This window comes from Tardiphaga sp. P4_G1 (assembly GCF_056401215.1).
In genome coordinates this window covers 687,373-708,350 of record NZ_JBFUJU010000001.1, presented here as the reverse complement: position 1 = coordinate 708,350, position 20,978 = coordinate 687,373, and the positions used below count along the sequence as shown (strand labels likewise).

At 61.3% G+C, this 20,978-nt stretch carries 20 protein-coding genes; 14 read left to right on the top strand and 6 right to left on the bottom strand.

The genetic code is table 11. From position 1 onward, the window contains the following. Positions 1-111 precede the first annotated feature (111 nt). From tsf to fabZ, 10 genes are all read left to right on the top strand, one after another. Positions 112-1,035 carry a translation elongation factor Ts gene (tsf, locus tag AC1DUY_RS03475; RefSeq protein WP_184516176.1) on the top strand — a complete coding sequence of 308 codons (924 nt, stop codon included), beginning with the start codon at positions 112-114 and terminating at the stop codon, positions 1,033-1,035. Positions 1,036-1,102: 67 nt separating this feature from the next. Next, positions 1,103-1,819, top strand: a complete 717-nt coding sequence (pyrH, locus tag AC1DUY_RS03470; RefSeq protein ID WP_068730867.1) for a UMP kinase — start codon at positions 1,103-1,105, stop codon at positions 1,817-1,819. A gap of 70 nt (positions 1,820-1,889) precedes the next feature. Then, the gene (frr, locus tag AC1DUY_RS03465; protein WP_374725665.1) at positions 1,890-2,447 is read left to right on the top strand and encodes a ribosome recycling factor; all 558 of its coding nucleotides are present in this window, start codon (positions 1,890-1,892) and stop codon (positions 2,445-2,447) included. Between the two features lie 90 nt (positions 2,448-2,537). Beyond that, positions 2,538-3,293 (top strand): isoprenyl transferase, encoded by a 756-nt coding sequence (locus AC1DUY_RS03460; protein WP_068730865.1) that lies wholly within the window; start codon positions 2,538-2,540, stop codon positions 3,291-3,293. A gap of 5 nt (positions 3,294-3,298) precedes the next feature. Then, positions 3,299-4,009 carry a phosphatidate cytidylyltransferase gene (locus AC1DUY_RS03455; RefSeq protein ID WP_478112427.1) on the top strand — a complete coding sequence of 237 codons (711 nt, stop codon included), beginning with the start codon at positions 3,299-3,301 and terminating at the stop codon, positions 4,007-4,009. Between the two features lie 4 nt (positions 4,010-4,013). Continuing rightward, positions 4,014-5,237 carry a 1-deoxy-D-xylulose-5-phosphate reductoisomerase gene (gene dxr / locus AC1DUY_RS03450; RefSeq protein ID WP_478112245.1) on the top strand — a complete coding sequence of 408 codons (1,224 nt, stop codon included), beginning with the start codon at positions 4,014-4,016 and terminating at the stop codon, positions 5,235-5,237. A gap of 43 nt (positions 5,238-5,280) precedes the next feature. After that, positions 5,281-6,432 carry an RIP metalloprotease RseP gene (rseP, locus tag AC1DUY_RS03445; protein WP_478112243.1) on the top strand — a complete coding sequence of 384 codons (1,152 nt, stop codon included), beginning with the start codon at positions 5,281-5,283 and terminating at the stop codon, positions 6,430-6,432. A 173-nt stretch (positions 6,433-6,605) separates the two neighbouring features. Beyond that, entirely contained in the window at positions 6,606-9,140 is a 2,535-nt protein-coding gene (gene bamA, locus AC1DUY_RS03440) for an outer membrane protein assembly factor BamA (protein WP_478112241.1), read from the top strand. A gap of 32 nt (positions 9,141-9,172) precedes the next feature. Further along, positions 9,173-10,258: a UDP-3-O-(3-hydroxymyristoyl)glucosamine N-acyltransferase gene (gene lpxD / locus AC1DUY_RS03435; protein WP_089264543.1), complete on the top strand. Its 1,086-nt coding sequence runs from the start codon at positions 9,173-9,175 to the stop codon at positions 10,256-10,258. Further along, positions 10,255-10,734, top strand: coding sequence for a 3-hydroxyacyl-ACP dehydratase FabZ (gene fabZ / locus AC1DUY_RS03430; protein WP_068730861.1), 480 nt, complete (start codon positions 10,255-10,257; stop codon positions 10,732-10,734). The genes lpxD and fabZ overlap by 4 nt, the downstream gene beginning before the upstream one ends. A 129-nt stretch (positions 10,735-10,863) precedes the next feature. Here the strand turns inward: fabZ and AC1DUY_RS03425 are convergent, their stop codons facing one another. The 4 genes from AC1DUY_RS03425 to AC1DUY_RS03410 all read right to left on the bottom strand — a co-directional run bounded on the left by AC1DUY_RS03425 (position 10,864) and on the right by AC1DUY_RS03410 (position 13,111). Further along, on the bottom strand, positions 10,864-11,688 hold the full coding sequence (locus tag AC1DUY_RS03425; RefSeq protein WP_478112238.1) for a hypothetical protein: 825 nt from the start codon (positions 11,686-11,688) through the stop codon (positions 10,864-10,866). Positions 11,689-11,841: 153 nt separating this feature from the next. Further along, a complete protein-coding gene (locus tag AC1DUY_RS03420) occupies positions 11,842-12,495 on the bottom strand; it encodes a hypothetical protein (protein ID WP_089264541.1) in 654 nt (217 codons plus the stop codon). A gap of 119 nt (positions 12,496-12,614) precedes the next feature. Next, a complete protein-coding gene (locus AC1DUY_RS03415; protein ID WP_478112236.1) occupies positions 12,615-12,857 on the bottom strand; it encodes a LuxR family transcriptional regulator in 243 nt (80 codons plus the stop codon). Continuing rightward, positions 12,854-13,111 (bottom strand): response regulator transcription factor, encoded by a 258-nt coding sequence (locus AC1DUY_RS03410; RefSeq protein WP_478112234.1) that lies wholly within the window; start codon positions 13,109-13,111, stop codon positions 12,854-12,856. Before AC1DUY_RS03410 ends, AC1DUY_RS03415 begins: the two co-directional genes overlap by 4 nt. A gap of 156 nt (positions 13,112-13,267) precedes the next feature. Between AC1DUY_RS03410 and lpxA the strand changes: the two genes are divergently transcribed. The 3 genes from lpxA to lpxB are packed head-to-tail and all read left to right on the top strand — an operon-like array spanning position 13,268 to position 16,127. After that, positions 13,268-14,071, top strand: coding sequence for an acyl-ACP--UDP-N-acetylglucosamine O-acyltransferase (gene lpxA, locus AC1DUY_RS03405; RefSeq protein WP_478112232.1), 804 nt, complete (start codon positions 13,268-13,270; stop codon positions 14,069-14,071). A gap of 23 nt (positions 14,072-14,094) precedes the next feature. Further along, positions 14,095-14,976, top strand: a complete 882-nt coding sequence (locus AC1DUY_RS03400) for an LpxI family protein (RefSeq protein WP_089264538.1) — start codon at positions 14,095-14,097, stop codon at positions 14,974-14,976. Next, positions 14,973-16,127 (top strand): lipid-A-disaccharide synthase, encoded by a 1,155-nt coding sequence (lpxB, locus tag AC1DUY_RS03395; RefSeq protein ID WP_478112230.1) that lies wholly within the window; start codon positions 14,973-14,975, stop codon positions 16,125-16,127. The genes AC1DUY_RS03400 and lpxB overlap by 4 nt, the downstream gene beginning before the upstream one ends. A 93-nt stretch (positions 16,128-16,220) precedes the next feature. Here lpxB and gltA read toward each other — a convergent pair whose 3' ends face one another. After that, positions 16,221-17,525 carry a citrate synthase gene (gltA, locus tag AC1DUY_RS03390; RefSeq protein ID WP_089264726.1) on the bottom strand — a complete coding sequence of 435 codons (1,305 nt, stop codon included), beginning with the start codon at positions 17,523-17,525 and terminating at the stop codon, positions 16,221-16,223. A 154-nt stretch (positions 17,526-17,679) separates the two neighbouring features. After that, positions 17,680-19,104 (bottom strand): glutamate--tRNA ligase, encoded by a 1,425-nt coding sequence (gltX, locus tag AC1DUY_RS03385; protein WP_093758757.1) that lies wholly within the window; start codon positions 19,102-19,104, stop codon positions 17,680-17,682. A gap of 199 nt (positions 19,105-19,303) precedes the next feature. Here gltX and AC1DUY_RS03380 point away from each other — a divergent pair, with 199 nt between their 5' ends. Next, positions 19,304-20,974, top strand: coding sequence for a glutamine--tRNA ligase/YqeY domain fusion protein (locus AC1DUY_RS03380; protein WP_478112227.1), 1,671 nt, complete (start codon positions 19,304-19,306; stop codon positions 20,972-20,974). The last annotated feature ends 4 nt before the right edge of the window (positions 20,975-20,978 follow it).

Here is a 20,978-nt window from a genome sequence, read left to right as displayed (position 1 = left end):
CCGGCCGCACTTTCCATCTCTACACTTCTCTCGATGATAGTTCCTGCGGCGTAACGCGATTGACCAGCACCGGCTGGCTCGCAGGCGCCCTGACAGGCAAAGGGTTCAACGATGGCAACGATTACTGCAGCGATGGTCAAGGACCTCCGCGAAACCACCGGCGTCGGCATGATGGATTGCAAGAACGCACTGGCTGCCAATGACGGCGACATGCAGGCGTCAATCGACTGGCTGCGCGCGAAGGGACTGTCCAAGGCCGCCAAGAAGGCTGACCGCGTTGCGGCCGAAGGCCTGATCGGCGTTCTCACCGCCGGCAACAAGGGCGTCGTGGTCGAAGTCAATTCCGAGACCGACTTCGTCGCGCGCAACGATCAGTTCCAGGGTCTGGTCAAGATGATCGCCCAGGTCGCGCTCAAGGTCGGTTCCGACGTCGAGGCCATCAAGGCGCACAAGGTTGGCGACGTCACTGTCGAGACCGCGATCACCGAAGCCATCGCCACCATCGGCGAAAACATGACCCTGCGCCGCGCCGCAACGCTGGAAGTCTCGGCCGGCGTCGTGTCGAGCTACGTGCATAACGCCGTGATCGAAGGTCTCGGCAAGATGGGCATCATCGTCGCGCTGGAATCCACCGGCAAGGCTGACGAGCTCGCGACCCTCGGCAAACAGATCGCGATGCATGTCGCTGCTGCCAACCCGCAGGCGCTAGACTCGGCCGGCCTCGATCCGGCCGTCGTTGCTCGCGAGAAGGAAGTGATGGCGGATAAGTATCGCCAGCAGGGCAAGCCGGATGCGATGATCGAGAAGATCGTCGAGAACGGCCTGAAGACCTATTACAAGGAAGTCTGCCTGTTGGATCAGGCCTTCATCCACGACACCGGCAAGTCGGTGGCGCAGGCCGTCAAGGAAGCCGAAGGCAAGGTCGGCGCGCCGATCAAGCTCACTGGCTTCGTGCGCTACGCGCTCGGCGAAGGCATCGAGAAGCAGACTTCGGACTTCGCTGCCGAAGTTGCCGCCGCCAGCGGCCAGAAGTAAGACGAATTGGAAGACCTCCCGGCGATCTACGCCGGGAGCTGCCGCCTCGAAAGGAAGCGATCGCATCATGGGTGAGCCGCTCTATCGTCGCGTCGTGATCAAGGTCTCGGGTGAGTCTTTCGCCGGAGGCCAGTCATTCGGTATCGATCAGCCGACTATCGACCGCATCGCCGTCGATCTCATTGCAGCCCAGAAACTTGGTGTCGAAGTCGCGGTCGTCGTCGGTGGCGGCAATATCTTTCGCGGCGTCGAAGTCTCCTCGCGTGGTGTGTCGCGCCCGACCGGCGACAGCATGGGCATGCTCGCTACCGTCATGAACTGCCTGGCACTGGAAGCTGCGATCGAGCGCCACGCCGTGCCGGCCCGTACGCTGTCGGCGATGGTGATGCCGCAGGTCTGCGAACTCTTCACACGTGCTGCCGCACACAAATACCTGTCCGAGGGCCGTATCGTGCTGCTGGCCGGCGGTACCGGCAATCCGTTCTTCACCACCGACACGACCGCAGTGTTGCGCGCTGCCGAGATCGGCGCATCGGCCGTGCTGAAGGCGACCAATGTGGACGGCGTCTACAGCGCCGATCCAAAGAAGGATCCGAACGCGACGCGCTTCGAGCGTCTCAGCCATTCGCAGGCGGTGGAGGGGAACTACAAAGTCATGGATGCGACGGCTTTCGCGCTTGCCCGCGAGACCTCGCTGCCTATCATCGTGTTCTCGATCGCCGAACCGGGTTCGATCGGCGCCATTTTGACTGGTACTGGCCGCGGCACCATCGTCGCGGGCTGATTTTAGACGGGTTCGGAGCGCCATACCCGCTTCGCACCAGCAGGATACAAGGGAGAGCTGCATGGCCACCATGGCCCCATTCGACATCAACGACCTCAAGCGCCGTATGCAGGGCTCGACCCAGTCGCTGAAGCATGAGCTTGGCGGCTTGCGCACCGGACGTGCGGCAGCCTCGATGCTGGAGCCGGTCCAGGTGGAAGCCTATGGCAGCCACATGCCGCTGAACCAGGTTGCGACCGTCAGCGTTCCCGAGCCGCGTCTGCTGTCGGTGCAGGTTTGGGACAAGTCGATGGTCAAGGCGGTGGAAAAGGCGATTGTCGATTCCAATCTCGGCCTCAGCCCGGCAACCGAAGGCCAGATTCTGCGGCTACGCATTCCCGAACTGAACACCGAGCGCCGCAAGGAACTCGTGAAGGTCGCGCATAAATATGCCGAGGCAGCCAAGGTCGCTGTGCGCCACGTCCGCCGCGACGGTCTCGACATCATCAAGAAGCTCGAGAAGGCTCACGAGATTTCCGAGGACGACCAGAAGCGCCACGATACCGAAGTGCAGAAGGTCACGGACAGCATAATCGCTGAAATCGATCAGTTGCTGGCGGCTAAGGAAAAGGAAATCATGACGGTTTAAGCGTCAGAAGCCGCTTTTAAGCTGTTGAAAAGCGTATGGTCCGCAAATTGGTCACATATGTGCCGGACCATAGGCTGGGGATTTTAATCGATGTCGAATGCCGCCGCGCCCGCAAATGATGGATCGGACCGATCCACGCCTTTGCATGTCGCGATCATCATGGACGGCAATGGGCGCTGGGCTGCAGCGCGGGGGCTTCCGCGCGCCGAGGGCCATCGCCGCGGCGTCGAGGCACTTCGCCGTGTGGTGCGGGCATCCAACGAACTCGGCATCCAATATCTGACAATCTTCTCGTTCAGCTCCGAGAACTGGTCGCGGCCCGCATCCGAGATCAGCGATCTGTTCGGCCTGCTGCGTCGCTTTATCCGCAACGACCTTGCCACGCTGCATCGCGACGGCGTGCGGGTCCGCGTGATCGGAGAGCGCCAGGGCCTCGATTCCGATATCGCGTCATTGCTGAAAGAGGCCGAGGACCTGACGCGGGGCAACACCCAGCTCAATCTCGTGGTCGCCTTCAACTACGGCTCGCGGCACGAGATCGCCACGGCAGCGCAGCGCCTTGCGCGCGAGGTCGCCGAGGGCAAGCGGACGCCCGAAAGCATCAATGTCGATACGCTCGGCCAGTATCTCGACGCGCCTGATATTCCGGATCCCGATCTGATCATTCGCACGTCGGGTGAACAGCGGCTATCGAACTTCCTGATGTGGCAGGCCGCCTATAGCGAGTTCGTCTTCGTGCCGATCCACTGGCCGGATTTCGACAAGGCCGCGCTGGAAAGCGCCATTGCCGAATATGCCCGCCGCGAGCGGCGCTTCGGTGGTCTCGCCGCGAAAACCGGTTCGTGACCGGCGTGACCCAGAACGACAGTACGCCGAAGCAGGCGGATGACCGGGGGCTGCGCAATCTGCTGATGCGTGTTCTGGCCGCGCTGGTACTGATCCCCGTCGCGATTCTCGCCGCCTATACCGGTGGCTGGCTGTGGTTCGGCCTCGTGACGCTGGTGTCTGTTGGTCTCTTCCTGGAATGGCGGACCATTGTCGGCAATCATGTCGGCTGGATCGGGCTCGGCGTCGTCTATGCCTTGGCTGCGTTTGCGGCGTCCATTGTCGTGCGCCTCGATCCTGTCTGGGGCTTCTCGGCCCTGATGTTCATTCTGTTGGTGGTCTGGATGACCGATATCGGCGGCTATTTCGCCGGGCGCGGCATCGGCGGCCCGAAACTGTGGCCGCGCGTCAGTCCGAAGAAGACATGGGCCGGCGCTATTGGCGGTTTTGTTCTCAGCCTCGCTGTGGCTGCCGGTTTTGCCATGAATAGTTTGGGCAGCCTGCTGCCGCTGCTCATGGTCGCCACCGTGCTGACGGTGCTGTCGCAGCTCGGCGATCTCTTCGAGTCCGCAGTGAAGCGCAAATTCGGCGTCAAGGATTCCGGCCAGATCATTCCTGGTCATGGCGGTCTGCTGGATCGCCTCGACGGCTATGTGTTCGCGGTGGTTGCTGCCGCGGTGATCGGTCTTTTACGCGGCGGCGCAGATGGCGTCGGCCGCGGTCTTATGGTTTGGTGATTTGATGAGCGCTGTTCCCCTGCGAAATAACAAGCCCGCCGCGTCCAGTTTGCGCAGCATCACTGTCCTCGGTGCGACCGGTTCGATCGGCGACAGCACCATGGATCTGCTACGAGCGTCGCCCGAGCGGTACCAGGTGGAGGCTTTGACGGCTAACGGTAACGTCGAAGGCGTGGTCAAGCTGGCCAAGGAATTCAACGCGCGCTTTGTGGCCGTCGCTGATGAATCCAAGCTGGACGAACTCCGCGCGGCACTCGTCGGCACCGGCATCGCCAGCGGGGCAGGGGATAGCGCCATCGTCGAGGCTGCAGAGCGTCCGGCCGACTGGCTGATGGCCGCCGTATCAGGTGCTGCCGGCTTGAAGCCCGCGCTAGCCGCCGTTGATCGCGGTGCAACCGTCGCACTGGCCAACAAGGAATGCCTCGTGTGTGCCGGCGATTTTTTCATGGATCGCGCCGCCAAGGCCGGCGCTTGCATCCTGCCGGCGGACAGTGAACACAATGCGCTGTTTCAGGCGCTGGCTTCCGGTAGCCGCGAGGAACTGACCCGCGTCATCATCACCGCCTCGGGCGGACCGTTCCGCACCTGGGCTGCTGCCGATATCGAGCAGGCAACGCTGGCGCAGGCGCTGAAACATCCGAACTGGTCGATGGGGCAGAAGATTACCATCGACTCCGCGTCGATGATGAACAAGGGTCTCGAAGTGATCGAGGCGTCCTATCTGTTCGCGCTGGCGCCGGACGAAATCGACGTGCTGGTGCACCCGCAGTCGATCATCCACGGCATGGTCGAGTTCCGCGATTATTCTGTCATGGCGCAGCTCGGTTCGCCCGACATGCGCACGCCGATCGCGCATTGCCTGGGTTGGCCGGACCGCATTCCGGGCCGGGCGGCGCCGCTCGATCTCGCCAAGATCGGGTCGCTGACCTTCGAGGCACCGGATTACACGCGCTTCCCTGGCTTGAAGCTGGCCTATGATGCGCTGCGCACCGGCAGCGGTGCGACCACCGTCTACAACGCGGCCAATGAGATTGCTGTGGCTGCCTTCACCGCCCAGAAGATCCGCTTTGGCGCCATTGCAAGGCTGGTCGAAGCCACCATGAATGAATGGGTGCGGGCAGGGAATTTGGCGCCGTTGTCGTCGGCGGATGACGCCATCGCTGTTGACCATAAAGCGAGAAAAATGGCTGCCACCCTCTTGCCTCAAATTGCCGCAAAGGCATCCTAGAGCATTGGGGACGGGGCCTTTGGCCTCGCGTTAGGGGATCGGGATGCTTGAGTTTTTCCAAAATAGTTTCAATACGTTAAGCCACGGCTTTATAGGCTATATCATCCCCTTTCTGTTTGTCCTGACGATCGTGGTGTTCTTCCACGAACTCGGCCACTTCCTGGTCGCCCGCTGGAACGGCGTTAAGGTCCTGACGTTCTCGCTCGGCTTCGGTCCCGAACTGGCCGGCTTCAACGATCGCCATGGCACGCGCTGGAAGATTTCCGCGATTCCGCTTGGCGGCTACGTGAAGTTCTTCGGTGACGAGAGCGAAGCCTCGACCCCGTCAAGCGCCGCGCTGGAAGGCATGACGGCGGATGAGCGCAAGGGCAGCTTCCATCACAAGCGGGTTGGCCAGCGTGCCGCCATCGTGGCTGCTGGTCCGATCGCCAACTTCATCCTCGCGATCGTCATTTTCACCTGCCTGTTCACGTTCTTTGGCAAGCCGAGCACGACCGCCAAGGTCGACAGCATTCAGGCGGGCAGCGCGGCCGAGAAGGCTGGGTTCCAGTCGGGCGACATCATCAAGGCCATCGATGGCAAGGTCATTGGCAGCTTCTCCGACATGCAGCGCATCGTCGGCACCAAGGCTGGCGAGCAGCTGGCCTTCAGCGTCAAGCGCGGCGAAGCCACGGTTGAGCTGAAGGGCACGCCAGAACTTCGCGAAGTCAAAGACAGCTTCGGTAACGTCCATCGTCTCGGCGTCCTCGGCATTACCCGCGCGACAGCGGTTGGCGAAGCGACCACCGAGCGGGTCAATCCGGCGACCGCTTTCGTGCTGGGCGTCAAGGAAACCTGGTTCGTCGTGGACCGCACCATCGCCTATATCGGCGGTGTATTCACCGGACGCGAGGCGGCCGACCAGATCGGCGGCCCGATGCGAATCGCCCAGATCTCGGGGCAGGTGGCGACAATAGGCCTGACCGCCCTGATTCACCTGGCGGCGGTTCTGTCGATCTCGATCGGCCTTCTCAACCTGTTTCCGGTGCCACTTCTCGATGGCGGTCATCTTTTGTTCTATGCCGTCGAAGCCGTTCGTGGGCGTCCGCTGTCGGAGCGCGCGCAGGAGATGGGCTTCCGCATTGGCCTCGGTTTAGTGCTGATGTTGATGGTATTTGCGACCTATAACGACATTCTTCACCTGGCTTCGTCATGATCGAGGCTGGGGGTAACGTGGCCGATGGGCAACGTCTTGGAATGAAATTAGAATTGCAGCGCGAAAGGTCGTTTGCCAGTCAGGTAAAATTGGCTACAAGCTGGGCCACTAAAGGGATTCTGTCAGACCGTAGGGGTGCGGGCTGGCGATGGAATGATAAGGGCGCTTTGCGCATGATTTTTGGTTTGCGGGGTTTCCGGGGCGGCCTTCTTGCTGCTTCGATCTTGGTCGCCATGCCGGTCGCCGTTACAGCGACTGCTGCGCTCGTTTCTTCGACTGCCGTGGCTCAGACCGCCGCTTCGATTGTTGTTGAAGGCAATCGTCGCGTGGATGTGGAGACCATCCGCTCCTATTTCCGTCCCGGCCCGAGTGGCCGGCTGGATCAGGGCACCATCGATGACGGCCTCAAGTCGCTCATCGAGACCGGCCTGTTCCAGGATGTGAAGATCAATCAGGCCGGTGGCCGTCTGGTCGTCAGCGTCGTCGAAAACCCGGTCATTGGCCGTGTCGCCTTCGAAGGTAACAAGAAGGTCAAGGACGACCAGCTGAACGCCGAAGTGCAGTCGAAGCCGCGCGGGACGCTGTCGCGCCCGATGGTGCAGGCAGACGCACAGCGCATCTCCGAAATCTATCGTCGCTCTGGCCGTTATGACGTCAGCGTCGTTCCGGAATTCATCGAGCAGCCGAACAACCGCGTCGACCTGATCTTCACGATCAACGAAGGCGCGAAGACCGGCGTGAAGTCGATCCAGTTCATCGGCAACAACTATTACTCGTCCTACCGCCTCAAGGACGTCATCAAGACCCGTGAATCGAATCTCCTCAGCTTCCTGGCTTCGGGCGATATCTATGATCCGGACCGTATCGAAGCCGATCGCGACCTGATCCGCCGCTATTACCTGAAGAACGGTTTCGCCGACGTTCAGGTCGTCGCCGCGCTCACCGAATACGATCCGAACCAGAAGGGCTTCCTGGTCACCTTCAAGATCGAAGAAGGCCAGCAGTACCGCGTGTCGTCGGTCGACTTCTCGTCCACCATTCCGCAGTTCGATCCGAACTCGCTGCGCAGCTTCTCGCGCGTTGGCGTCGGCTCGCTCTACAACGCGGAAGCGCTGGAGAAGTCGGTCGAGGAAATGCAGATCGAAATGTCCCGCCGCGGCTACGCCTTTGCCGTCGTGCGTCCGCGTGGCGATCGCAATTTCGAGTCTCACACCGTCACCATCGGTTTCACGGTGGAAGAGGGCCCGCGCGTCTATATCGAGCGCATCAATGTGCGCGGCAACACGCGTACCCGTGACTATGTCATCCGCCGCGAATTCGATCTCGCCGAAGGCGACGCCTATAACCGCGCGCTGGTTGATCGTGCCGAACGCCGCCTGAAGAACCTCGACTTCTTCAAGAGCGTGAAGGTGACGACCGAGCCCGGCTCGTCCAGCGATCGCGTGATCCTGGTGGTCGATCTGGAAGAAAAATCCACCGGCGACTTCTCGGTCTCGGGCGGCTACTCGACCACCGACGGTGCGCTCGGCGAAGTCAGCGTCTCGGAACGTAACTTCCTCGGTCGCGGTCTGTTTGCGAAGGCGTCGGTTCAGTACGGCCAGTATGCCCGTGGCTACTCGCTGTCCTTCGTTGAGCCTTACCTGCTCGACTACCGCGTTGCGCTCGGCCTCGATTTCTATCAGCGCGAGCAGCTGTCCAACAGCTACATCTCGTACAACACCAAGACGCTCGGCTTCAGCCCGCGCCTCGGTTTCCAGCTGCGTGAAGATCTCGCGCTGCAGCTGCGCTACTCCGTCTATCAGCAGCAGATTTCGCTCCCGGCGACGTTGAGCAACTGTAACAACCTGCCAGGCAGCCCAACTGCGACCAACACTCCCGGTTATTTGAATTCACTGTTCCCGGGTTCTGTTGATCCAGCCAATGCCAACACTTGGGGTTGTTACGCCGATGGCGAGTCGTCTCTGCCAGTTCGCCGCGAACTGGCCAGCGGCAAGACGCTGACCTCGGCGCTCGGCTACACGCTGAATTACAACACCCTCGACAACAACAAGAACCCGACCGACGGTCTGTTCCTGGAGTTCAAGCAGGACTACGCTGGCGTCGGTGGCGACGTGACCTACCTGAAGACCACGATCGATGCGAAGTACTACACTCCGCTGGTGGCCGACATCGTTGGTTTGCTGCGTGTCCAGGGCGGTATGCTGAACAAGGTCGGCGAAGATATCCGCATGCTGGATCACTTCCAGATGGGTCCGAACCTGGTGCGTGGTTTCGCGCAGAACGGTATCGGTCCGCGTGACATCAGCTACGTTGCGCTGGGATCCTACGGTGACGCGCTCGGCGGCACCAAGTATTGGGGCGCTTCGGCCGAATTGCAGATGCCATTCTGGTTCCTGCCGAAGGAAGTTGGCATCAAGGGCGCGGTTTATGCCGATGCCGGCGGTCTCTGGGATTATAAGGGACCGACCAGCTGGGCTCAGACTGGCGAAATCAATGCCGCCGGCTGTGTGCCTGCGAGCCGGACTTCGGTCGGTAACTGCGCCGGCATGACCTATGACGACGGCAATGTCGTTCGGTCGTCGGTCGGTGTGGGCCTGATCTGGCAGTCGCCGTTTGGTCCGCTGCGCTTCGACTACGCAGTGCCGATCACCAAGGGCGCCTACGATCGCGTGCAGCAGTTCAAGTTCGGCGGCGGAACTTCGTTCTGAGTTTGATCTCCGGCCGGACCGCGACGGGTGGAATGGTTCTGCCGACGTTCTTCAAGCAATCGCCGTCGTTGACGCTGGCTGAAATAGCAGCGTCAACGAAGGCACGACTGGTCGACCCGACGAGGGCCGACCAGGTCGTGACTGGCGTAGCCTCGCTTGATGAGGCCGGCCCCCATCACCTGACCTTCTTCGAAAATCTTCGCTACATCGACCAGCTCACCCACACCAAGGCCGGTGCCTGCCTGGTGAGCGAGAGCTTCAAGGGCGATATTCCGGCTCACGTAACGGTGCTGCGCGCCAAGCGGCCATTTGCGGCCTTCGTGGAATTGGCGCGCGAACTGCACGCGGACACGCTGCGTCCGGTCTCCGGCTTTGACATTACTGGCATCGCCGCATCCGCCGTCATCCATCCCTCTGCTCAGCTCGAGGATGATGTTACGGTGGATCCGCTGGCCGTGATCGGCCCGGATGTGGAGATCGGTTCCGGCACCATCATCGGCTCTGGCGCGGTGATCGCCGCCGGAGTCAAGATCGGCCGCGACTGCAATATCGGCGCTGGCAGCACGCTGCAGTTCACACTGATCGGCAACAACGTACTCGTTCATCCCGGCTGCAAGTTCGGCCAGGACGGCTTCGGCTTCGTGTTCGGCCGGGACAAGCACATCAAGGTGCCGCAGACCGGCCGTGTCCTGATCCAGAACGACGTCGAGATCGGCGCCGGCACCACCATCGACCGCGGCAGCCTGCGCGATACCGTGATTGGCGAGGGGACCAAAATCGACAATCAGGTCCAGATCGGCCACAATGTGACAATTGGACGGCACTGTGTGATCGCTGCGAAATGTGGCCTTGCGGGCAGCCTGACCATCGGCGACAACGTCGCGCTGGGCGCCATGGTGGGCCTCAATAATCACATTACGATTGGCGATGGCGCGCAGGTCGCCGCAATGGCCGGAGTGAAAGACAGCATTCCGCCGCGCGCGCGGTGGGGTGGCATCTTTGCCCGGCCGACCAAGCAATGGTTCCGCGAGATCCTCGCGGTTGAGAAACTCGCCCGCGAGAGCATGCCGGGAACGGATGCGACGACGCAGGATACGAAAGACGAGGGGCGGGAATGAGCCAGGATTTACCAAGCGATGGCGCATCGCCGATCATCATCGAGACGGTCGACATCAACACCATCCTCAAGACCCTTCCGCATCGCTATCCGTTTCTTCTGATCGATCGTGTCGTCAACATCCGCAAGGACTTCAGCGGCATTGGTATCAAGAACGTCACGATCAACGAGCCGGCATTCCTCGGGCATTTCCCTGATCGCCCGGTCTATCCCGGCGTGTTGATGATCGAAGGCATGGCTCAGACAGCGGGCGTGATCGGCATCTCGTCCGTCGAAGGCACCGAGAAGCCGCGTGCGGTGTATTTCCTCACCATCGACAAGTGCAAGTTTCGTAAGCCGGTGATGCCTGGCGATACGATCGAATATCATCTGCACCTGATCGGCCGGAAAAAGGCGATGTGGTGGTTCCATGGCGACGCCAAGGTAAATGGCAAGGTCGTCGCCGAGGCCGATGTCGGTGCAATGCTGACAGACTGAGGCTACACCGCTCAGTCCGCGTCATTCGTCTAGAGCCTCGGTTCTGATAGAATCAGAACCGAGGCTCTAGCTTTTTGTTTAGGCGCGTTTTCTTGATGCGAACCGGTACCCACTTCGCTCGGAAACGCGCTAGCGCTGCCGAACACGCATCGTGACGACGCCGCCATGTACAGCCAGTTCTATCGAGCTCGGCGGGGTGGTGCCCTGGCGGAGCGTATAGACGATACTCACCGTCGATTGGCTCTGAGTCCCGATCTCGTGCACCGCTGGTGCGTCAGACGGATGCGATCTTTTACCCGTCGGATCGAGGAGAGATAGGCTCATCGACGAGCCATCGAGGCCCGGTAAGCCTGCGGGGCGCGTGATCACGATGTGCAATTCAAGCGCGCCGGTTTCGAGATTGAGCGCGGTATGCGCACCAATGAGTTTCTCAGTCGCCGACAAGCCAACCAAGGCCGGTGTTGGAGGAGTCTCTGCCACGGTCGTAGTCCCTTCTACCGTCCATCCTTTTGTTGCAAGGACGGCGCCGCCGGCTGACGTGTCGATCAGTTTTCCCTGGAATGAAAAATAGACGACGTATTTGGTCCGTCGCACCACGTTCTTGAACCCGGGCGCATCATACATCGAGAACTGGCATCCGTCCGCGCGTACAGGGTCATAACGATCATACGGGTGCTGTGGACAGGTTCGATGTCCGTACGCCGTACAGCTGCCGGAGGGGCAGCCATCTTCCTGATATGCCGCTGGTAGCAGCACCACAGCTCCGCACAACACGAGGGCGACCGCGCTGCCATTGGCCGTGTTCTGGCCCATGACATACTGGCGATATTCGCCAGCCGAGCAGGTGCCGGTGAATGTGGCTGAACAGTTGAACGGGGCGTCGAAATTGGCACCGTGAATCGCCGGTGCGAGATTCCCGGCCGGTGTGACAAAGGATGAATAGGCTACAGCCATGTGGACCTCTTGTGATGTCAGCATGTGAATTGGAGGGGATGGTTATGCGGTGCCGCCGCCCGCTGCGGCGGCACCGATCTCGGCGCACATGATGCAGATCCGGATCAGGATTTGGTGCGTGCCAGGACGCAGGCCTTCGCCGATGCCGATCGATCAGTAGTACTGAGGCGAGAAGGAGCCGTCGGGGTTCTGCGTGACCACAGCGCTGGTTTGTGCGCGACCCGTGAAGTTGACGTTGCCGGCCTTGGTCGAGGCTGCGGTGTAGTCGATGATCTGACCGGGCGTGTATGCGCCATCGGCGACATAGAAGTTGATCACAGGTGTCACGTTGAACGTGTCGTTCGGCTCCGCGATGAAGGTCGCGACCGGCGACGGGATGCTTGGAACGTTGCCTGGACGCGCCAGACCGAACAAGTATCCGTTGGATGCCGTGAAATCGTTGTTGGCGATAATCCTGTAAGAGCCGGTCATCGCGCCGCCCGGTGTAACGGTGCCGAACCCGATGGGCGTCGTTCCGGCGAAGGTGACGCTGTCCTGCAGAGTGACGTCGACCGCAGCAGCGCCGCTCTGGCCCATGGTTGTCCCTGGAGCGATGGGCATGGTTGCAGTCGCCCAGTAGGCGAAAGTCTCGTCGGTGTACTCGACCGTATCCGTTCCACCCGGGAGGATGCCGTTGAACGTCACCCACGCGTTACTGTAAACGACCGGCTGTCCGCCCGTCGATGTCACGGCGGGTGGTTGCATGAAGAGAACATAATTCTTCGCGAATCCAGAGTTGTTCAGAACCTTGATCGTGTACTTGGCCATGTTGCTGCTCCTGGCTGAATGGTGACTGGTCGGCGACAACAAGCGGCCTTGCGAAGCGAGGAAGCATTACGGCTTGCGTGATGTCGTGACGATGTCGTGGATAACAACCATAGCGCGTATCAACCATTGGTTGTGCGATATGGCTCCGTTGGCGTATTGACGAAACCGAGCCGTCTCGTCGCATCGATCAGCTCGGCAAGACTGTGGACGTTCAGGCTACGCATCGCATTCTCGCGATGCTTGCGGACGGTGAGGGGGCTGATCCCGAGCTTGCGGGCAATCTGCTTACTGGTGAGGCCAACAGTAATGAGCCGCGCGACGTCGATTTCGCGCGGTCGCAGGACGGGTGGGCTGCCGATCAAAAAGACCGGTCGGGTCTTTCCCGCCGATCGGCGTGTTGCGATGTATCGCCAACTTGCGACGTGTTGGTGGAAGACGTTTTGGCGAAGGCGGTGAGTTGCACCGTCGTTCCCAGCCGCATCTTGTGCAGGATGCTCGCGCGATGTTTGCGGACGGTGAACTCGGAAATGGCAAGGGCGCGCGCGATCTGTTTGCAGCTCATCGACTGGCCAACCAGCGACAATACTTCCTCCTCGCGATTGGTCAGACGCGCCATAAAAGGTCATTCCGTACTGGCTTATAAAGAACGTATCATGAACATCTTGAGTTCAGCAAGGTTCCAGTGGTGCTTGTCGGCGCGGTACTGGACAGTCCACGTGACGCGGGTTACGCAGCGGAAAATCCTAGAAATTTGCAGGAACTGGACTTCTCGATGAGCAAGATTGATCCAACCGCCCGCGTCGCCGACGGTGCTGTCATTGGCGAGGGCGCCGAAATCGGACCCTTCTGCATCATCGGACCGCATGTCACGATCGGTGCAGGCACGAAGCTGCTGTCGCATATCAACGTGACAGCGCAGACGACCATCGGCGAGAATTGCACGATCTATCCGTTCGCCTCGTTAGGCACGCCTCCGCAGTCGCTCAGCTACAAAGGCGAACTGACCCGGCTGACCATCGGCAATGGCTGTACCATCCGCGAGTCCGTGACCATGAATGCCGGTACTGTCGCCGGCGGTGGCATCACGTCGGTGGGCGATCGCGGCTACTTCATGAATTGCGCCCATGTCGGCCATGACTGCCATGTCGGCAACGACGTGATCTTCGCGACTTCGGCGACGCTTGGCGGCCATTGCGAGATCGGCGATTTCGTTTTCATGGGCGGGCTGTCGGCCGTGCACCAGTTCACCCGCATTGGCTCGCAGGTCATGGTCGGCGGCATCTGCGGCGTGCGCGGCGACATCATCCCGTTCGGCCTCGTGAATGGCCAGTATGCGGCGCTGGAAGGCCTCAACATCATCGGCATGAAGCGCCGCAAATTCACGAAGGAGCGCGTTGCCGCCGTGCGCTCGTTCTATCAAAAGCTGTTCCATGGCCCCGGCGTCTTTGCCGAGCGGCTCGAGCGCGTGCAGCCTTTGGCGAATGACGATCCGGCGATTGCAGAAATCCTGACATTCATCACCGGCGCCAAACATCGCGCGCTGTGCCTGCCCGAGGATAGCAAGAGCAGTTCCTGAATTCGGGTATCGCGGGGCGAAGCATGACTGACCAGGCTCAAATACAGCACCCGCAATCGCATCCGCCGATAGGCTCGCCGTTCGGCATCATCGCCGGCGGCGGCTCGCTGCCCTTCGCCGTCGCGGACTCGCTGCAGGCACGTGGCATCAAGCCTGTCGTGTTCGCGCTGAAGGGCTTCTGCGATCCGGCGCTGGTGGCGCGATTTCAGCACCACTGGATTCCCATTGGCCAGTTTGGCCGTTTGCTGAAGCTGATGCGCAGCGAAAATTGCCGGGATCTCACATTCATCGGCACGCTGGTGCGCCCGGCAATCTCCGAGATCAGGCTGGACTGGGCAACGCTTCGCGTGATGCCGAAAGTGTTTCGCGCGTTTCGCGGCGGTGACGATCACTTGCTGACGAGTATCAGCCGCCTGTTCGAGCATGAAGGTTTTCGTCTGCTGGGGATCAAGGACGTCGCGTCCGATGTGCTGATGCCGGAAGGCAGCGTAACACGTGCCGTACCGGATCAGGATGCTGAAGCCGATATCGCGCGTGGGCGCGACGTCTTGCGCGCCTTGAGCCCGTTCGATATCGGCCAGGCGACCGTGGTGATCGACGGCCATGTGGTGGGGATCGAGGATATCGAAGGCACCGATGGATTGCTGGCCCGCGTGGCGCTCTTGCGTGAGCAGGGACGTATTCGCGCCAAGGCAGGGCGGGGTGTACTGGTGAAGGCGCCGAAGAGCGGTCAGGATCTGCGTTTCGATCTGCCGACATTGGGACCGCGGACGATCGAGCGTGCTGCGGCTGCGAAGCTCGCCGGCATCGCCATCGTCGCAGGCAATACGATCGTCGCCGAACCGCAGCAGATGATTGTCGCTGCCGATGCCGCAGGTCTTTTCGTAACGGGACTTCCGACGTGACGAAGACGATCTATCTCATCGCCACCGAAGAATCCGGCGACCGTCTCGGCTCCGCGCTGATGAAGGTGCTACGCCAGCGGCTCGGCGACGATGTGCGCTTCGAAGGCGTTGGCGGTTCGTCGATGGCGCGGGAAGGTCTGCAGTCACTGTTTCCTATCGAAGAGCTTTCCATCATCGGCCTGGCCGCGGTCGTCCGGAAATTGCCGTCGATCCTGAAGCTCATCACGCGCGCGACCAAGGACGTCTTGCGGGCCAGACCCGACGTGCTGGTCATCATCGACAGCCCGGACTTCACCCATCGCGTCGCCAAGCGTGTGCGCCAGCGCGATCCCTCCATTCCCGTCGTCAACTATGTGTCGCCAACGGTGTGGGCGTGGCGGCCGGGGCGCGCGAAGGCGATGCGCGCCTATGTCGATCATGTGCTGGCGCTGCTGCCGTTCGAGCCGGAGGCGCATCGGCGGCTCGGCGGACCGCCATGCACTTATGTCGGTCATCCCCTGATCGAGCAGATCGATGCGCTGCGTCCCAATGCGGGCGAGCAGGCGCGTCGCGAAACGAAGCCACCGGTGCTGCTGGTGCTGCCCGGTAGCCGTCGCAGCGAGATCCGTCATCACATGGCAACGTTCGGCGCGACGCTCGATCTGCTGCAAAAGCAGGGCACGCAATTCGAACTGATCCTGCCAACCATGCCACATCTCGTTGAGGTCATCGCCGAAGCGCTCAAGGCGTGGCCGGTGCAGCCACGGATCGTTGTGGGCGAAACAGAGAAGCGCGCCGCGTTCCGCATTGCGCATGCGGCCTTTGCCAAATCGGGGACGGTGACGCTGGAGCTTGCATTGTCAGGTGTGCCGATGGTCACAGCCTACAAGGCCGGCAGTGTCGAGGCCTGGATCATCCGCCGCCGCATCACATCATCGTCGGTGATCCTCGCCAATCTGGTGATCGGCGAAAACGTCATTCCGGAGTTCATCCAGGAAGACTGCACGCCGGAGAAGCTTGCAGCGTCGTTGCAAGAGGTGATGGCAGACACACCGATGCGGCGCCGTCAGATTGAAGCCCTGGCGCGGCTCGACGGGATCATGGCGACGGGCGAAGCGTCGCCGAGCGTCGGTGCGGCCAATGTCGTGCTGGCCACCATGCGGAAGAGTTGAAGGCCTTCATTCAAGAGATTGCAGCGTAACAAAAAAAAAACGGCGGATCTTGCGATCCGCCGTTTTGATTTTCGCACTCTGCGAAACGAGGTCTTAGGCGCGCTTGGCGATATCCACATAGTCGCGGCGGGCAGCACCCGTATAGAGCTGGCGCGGACGGCCGATCTTCTGCTGCGGGTCGCCGATCATTTCGCTCCACTGGCTGATCCAGCCGACGGTGCGGGCGACGGCGAACAGCACGGTGAACATCGAGGTCGGGAAGCCCATCGCCTTCAGCGTGATGCCCGAATAGAAATCGACATTCGGATACAGCTTGCGGTCGATGAAGTACTGGTCCGACAGCGCGATCTTCTCGAGCTCCATGGCAACGGCGAGCATCTCGTCGCCACCGTGACCGGTTTCCTTGAGAACCTCGTGGCAGGCCTGCTGCATCAGCTTGGCGCGCGGATCGTAGTTCTTGTAGACACGGTGACCGAAGCCCATCAGGCGGACGCTGGAATTCTTGTCCTTCACCTTGGCGATGAATTCCGGAATCTTGTCGACGGTGCCGATTTCGGCGAGCATCTGCAGCGCGGCTTCGTTGGCACCACCATGCGCCGGTCCCCACAGGCAGGCGATGCCGGCGGCGATGCAGGCGAACGGATTGGCGCCCGACGAACCGGCGATGCGGACCGTCGAGGTCGATGCGTTCTGCTCATGGTCGGCGTGCAGCGTAAAGATCTTGTCCAGCGCTTTGGCGAGCACCGGATTGACCTTGTACTCCTCGCACGGCACGGCGAAGCACATCTTCATGAAGTTCGCCGCGAAATCGAGTGAGTTGGTCGGATACACGAAGGGCTGACCGATCGTGTACTTGTAGGCCATCGCCGCGAGCGTCGGGATCTTGGCGATCATGCGGATCGACGCGATGTCGCGCTGCTTCGGATCGTTGATATCAGTTGAGTCGTGGTAGAAAGCGGCAAGGGCGCCAACCGACGCGACCATCACGGCCATCGGATGCGCGTCGCGGCGGAAGCCCTGGAAGAAGCGGCTCATCTGGTCGTGAACCATGGTGTGGTTCGTGACCAATGCGTCGAACTTTGCCTTCTGCGCCTTGGTCGGGAGTTCCCCGTATAGCAGCAGATAGCAGGTCTCGAGGAAGTCGCCCTTCTCGGCGAGCTGCTCGATGGGGTAGCCGCGGTATTCGAGGATACCGGCATCGCCATCGATATAGGTGATCTTGGACTGGCAGCTGCCTGTCGAGGTGAAGCCGGGATCGTAAGTGAACATCCCGGACTGGGCGTAGAGCTTGCCGATGTCGATGACATCAGGGCCGACGGTCCCGCTGTGGATCGGCAGTTCGAAGCTCTTGCCGTCGACTGTCAGCGTTGCGGATTTGGTATTGGTTTTTGCGTCCATCGCGTGGTCCCCGATGAGATCGTTGAGGAGCCGGCAAGCCACCGACATTTCAGGAGAAATGGGGAGGCTAGCCGGGAATTCCAGAGCATTCGCCAGAATGCGTAGCGTATTGCTGTGTGCGCTGCAAGGCGGGCAAAAGCAGCCTACAGCTATGCTAAATAGATGCCTGATCGGCGAGCCGGTCCAGGCATTCCTGCCGTCCCAATACCGCCAGAACATCGAAAATGCCGGGCGATGTGGTCTTGCCGGTCAGCGCCACGCGAAGCGGTTGCGCAACCCCGCCAAGCTTGATGCCAGCTTCCTCGGCAAAGGCGCGGGTAGCGGCTTCGGCATTTGCTGCGGTCCAGTCGGTGACGGCTTCCAGTGCCGTGCGCAACTTGCCGATCAGCACACGGGTTTCCGGCGTCAGCGCGGCCTGCGCCTTCGGCTCCATCGCCAGTGGGCGATCGGCAAAGATGAAATTGGCGCCGTCGATCAGTTCGATCAGCGTCTTGGCGCGTTCCTTCAGGCCGGGCATGGCGCGCAACAACTGGGCGCGCGTGGTGTCGTTGAGCTTCGCCTTCAGTTCGGCTCCGCCGGGCACGTAATTCAGCACGTCCTCGAACATGGTCACGAGGGATTGATCGTCGGTGTGGCGGATGTAGTGACCGTTGAGATTTTCGAGCTTGGCGAAATCGAAGCGCGCGGCGGAACGGCCGATCCCCGACAGGTCGAAGGCGTCGATCATTTCCTGGGTCGAGAAGATTTCCTGATCGCCATGGCTCCAGCCGAGCCGCACCAGATAATTCCGCAGGGCGGCCGGCACATAGCCGAGCGCGCGATAGGCCTCGACGCCGAGCGCGCCGTGGCGCTTCGACAGTTTCGAACCATCAGGCCCATGGATCAGCGGAATATGCGACATGCTGGGGACGGTCCAGCCGAGCGCGTCGTAGATCTGCTTCTGGCGGGCGGCGTTGATCAGGTGGTCGTCGCCGCGGATGACATGGGTCACGCCCATGTCATGGTCATCGACCACCACGGCGAGCATGTAGGTCGGATTGCCGTCGCCACGCAGCAGCACGAGGTCGTCGAGATTCTCGTTCTGCCAGACCACGCGGCCCTGTACCTGATCCTCGATCACGGTCTCGCCGGTGAGCGGCGCCTTCAGGCGGATCGTCGGTTTGACGTCGGGGCGCGGATCCGACGGATCACGGTCGCGCCACAGCCCGTTATAGAGCTTGGACTTGCCCTCGGCGCGGGCGGTCTCGCGCATCTGTTGCAGTTCCTCGGCGCTGGCATAGCAGTAATACGCCTTGCCCTCGGCCAGCAGCTGTTCGGCGACTTCGCGGTGCCGGCCGGCACGGGCAAACTGGAAGACGGTGTCGCCATCCCACTCGATGCCCAGCCACTTCAACCCGTCGATAATGGCGTCGATCGCGGCGTCCGTTGAGCGTTCGCGGTCGGTATCCTCGATCCGCAGCAGCATCTTGCCGCCGGTCTTCTTAGCATAGAGCCAGTTGAACAGCGCGGTGCGTCCACCGCCGATATGGAGGAAGCCGGTCGGCGAGGGGGCGAAACGGGTAACGACGGGAGCGGTCATATCAGCGGGTTCGATCGAGTTCGGTGTGAGTGTTGGCGGGCGTTTATCACAACGACAGGGCGCTGTCTCACGGCGAATAAACGCGGATTTGGGGCCGGAACCGCATCGGAAAAGGCCCTTTCGCGGGACCCGGCCCCTGATCCGGCCTTGGCGCGGCCTTCCGGATTTGGCACATAGGGCGCAGCTTGAAAGGCAGCAAATGACAGACGAATCGGTATCCGACGCAGGCCGTGACTTCATCCGCGACATCGTTGCGGCGGACCTGCAATCCGGCAAGCACAAGAGCGTGGTGACGCGCTTTCCGCCGGAGCCTAACGGCTACCTGCATCTCGGCCATGCCAAGTCGATCTGCCTGAATTTCGGCGTTGCCGAGGAATTCGGCGGCCACTGCAACCTGCGTTTCGACGACACCAATCCGACCAAGGAAGAGCAGGAATATATCGACGCCATCCAGCGCGACGTCCGCTGGCTCGGCTTCGAGTGGGGCGAAGGCAACCTGCATTACGCCTCGGACTATTTCGAGCAGCTCTATGACTGGGCGGTACATCTGATCCGCGCCGGCAAGGCCTATGTCGATGACCAGTCGCAGGAAGAAATCCGCTTTAAGCGTGGCACCCTGACGGAGCCCGGCCAGAACAGCCCGTTCCGCGATCGTCCGGTCGACGAGAACCTCGATCTGTTCGCCCGGATGCGTGCCGGCGAATTCCCGAACGGCGCCCGCGTGCTGCGCGCCAAGATCGACATGTCGTCGGGTAACATCAATCTGCGCGATCCCGTGATCTATCGCATCCTGCATGCGCATCATCCGCGCACGGGCGAGACGTGGAAGATTTATCCGAGCTACGACTTCGCCCACGGTCAGTCGGATGCCATCGAACACGTGACGCATTCGATCTGTACGCTCGAATTCGAGGATCACCGGCCGCTCTATGACTGGTGTCTGGAAAACTTGCCGGTGCCATCGCGGCCGCATCAGTATGAATTCGCGCGCCTCAACATGACCTACACGCTGCTGTCGAAGCGCGTGCTGACTGAACTCGTCCGCGGCGGCCATGTCACCGGCTGGGACGATCCACGGATGCCGACGCTGGCCGGCCTGCAGCGCCGCGGCATTCCTGCCGAAGCGCTGCGCGAATTCGTCAAGCGCATCGGTGTCGCCAAGGCCAACTCGACCGTCGATATCTCGATGTTCGACTTCGCCGTGCGCGAGACACTGAATCGCACGGCGCAGCGCCGCATGGCGGTGCTGAAGCCGCTGAAGGTGGTGATCGAGAACTACCCGGAAGGACAGACCGAGCAGCTCGAAGCCGTCAACCATCCCGATGATGCGTCGCTCGGCAACCGGCAGATTTCATTCGGCCGTGAGCTCTACATCGAGCATGACGACTTCATGGAAGAGCCGCCGAAGAAGTTCTTCCGCATGGCGCCAGGCCGCGAGGTCCGCTTGCGTTATGGCTACTTCATCACCTGCAAGGACGTCATCAAGAATGCCGCTGGCGAGGTGGTCGAACTGCGCTGCACCTATGATCCGGAAACCCGGGGCGGCAATGCGCCGGACGGCCGCAAGGTCAAGGCGACGATCCATTGGGTGAGTGCCGCAGATGCCGTGCAGGCGGAAGTACGCGTCTACAATCAGCTGTTCGCCGATCCGCAGCCCAATGCGACCGAGTTCGCATCGCAGCTCAATCCGGACTCGCTGGAGACGCTGACCGGCGCCATGCTGGAGCCGGCGCTGGCGAGCGATAACACAAGCGATGTCGTGCAGTTCGAGCGTCAGGGCTATTTCTGTCGCGACAAGGACTCAGCGCCCGGCAAGCTGGTCTTCAACCGCACCGTCGGTCTGCGCGACAGCTACGCCAAGCTCGCCTGAGCAA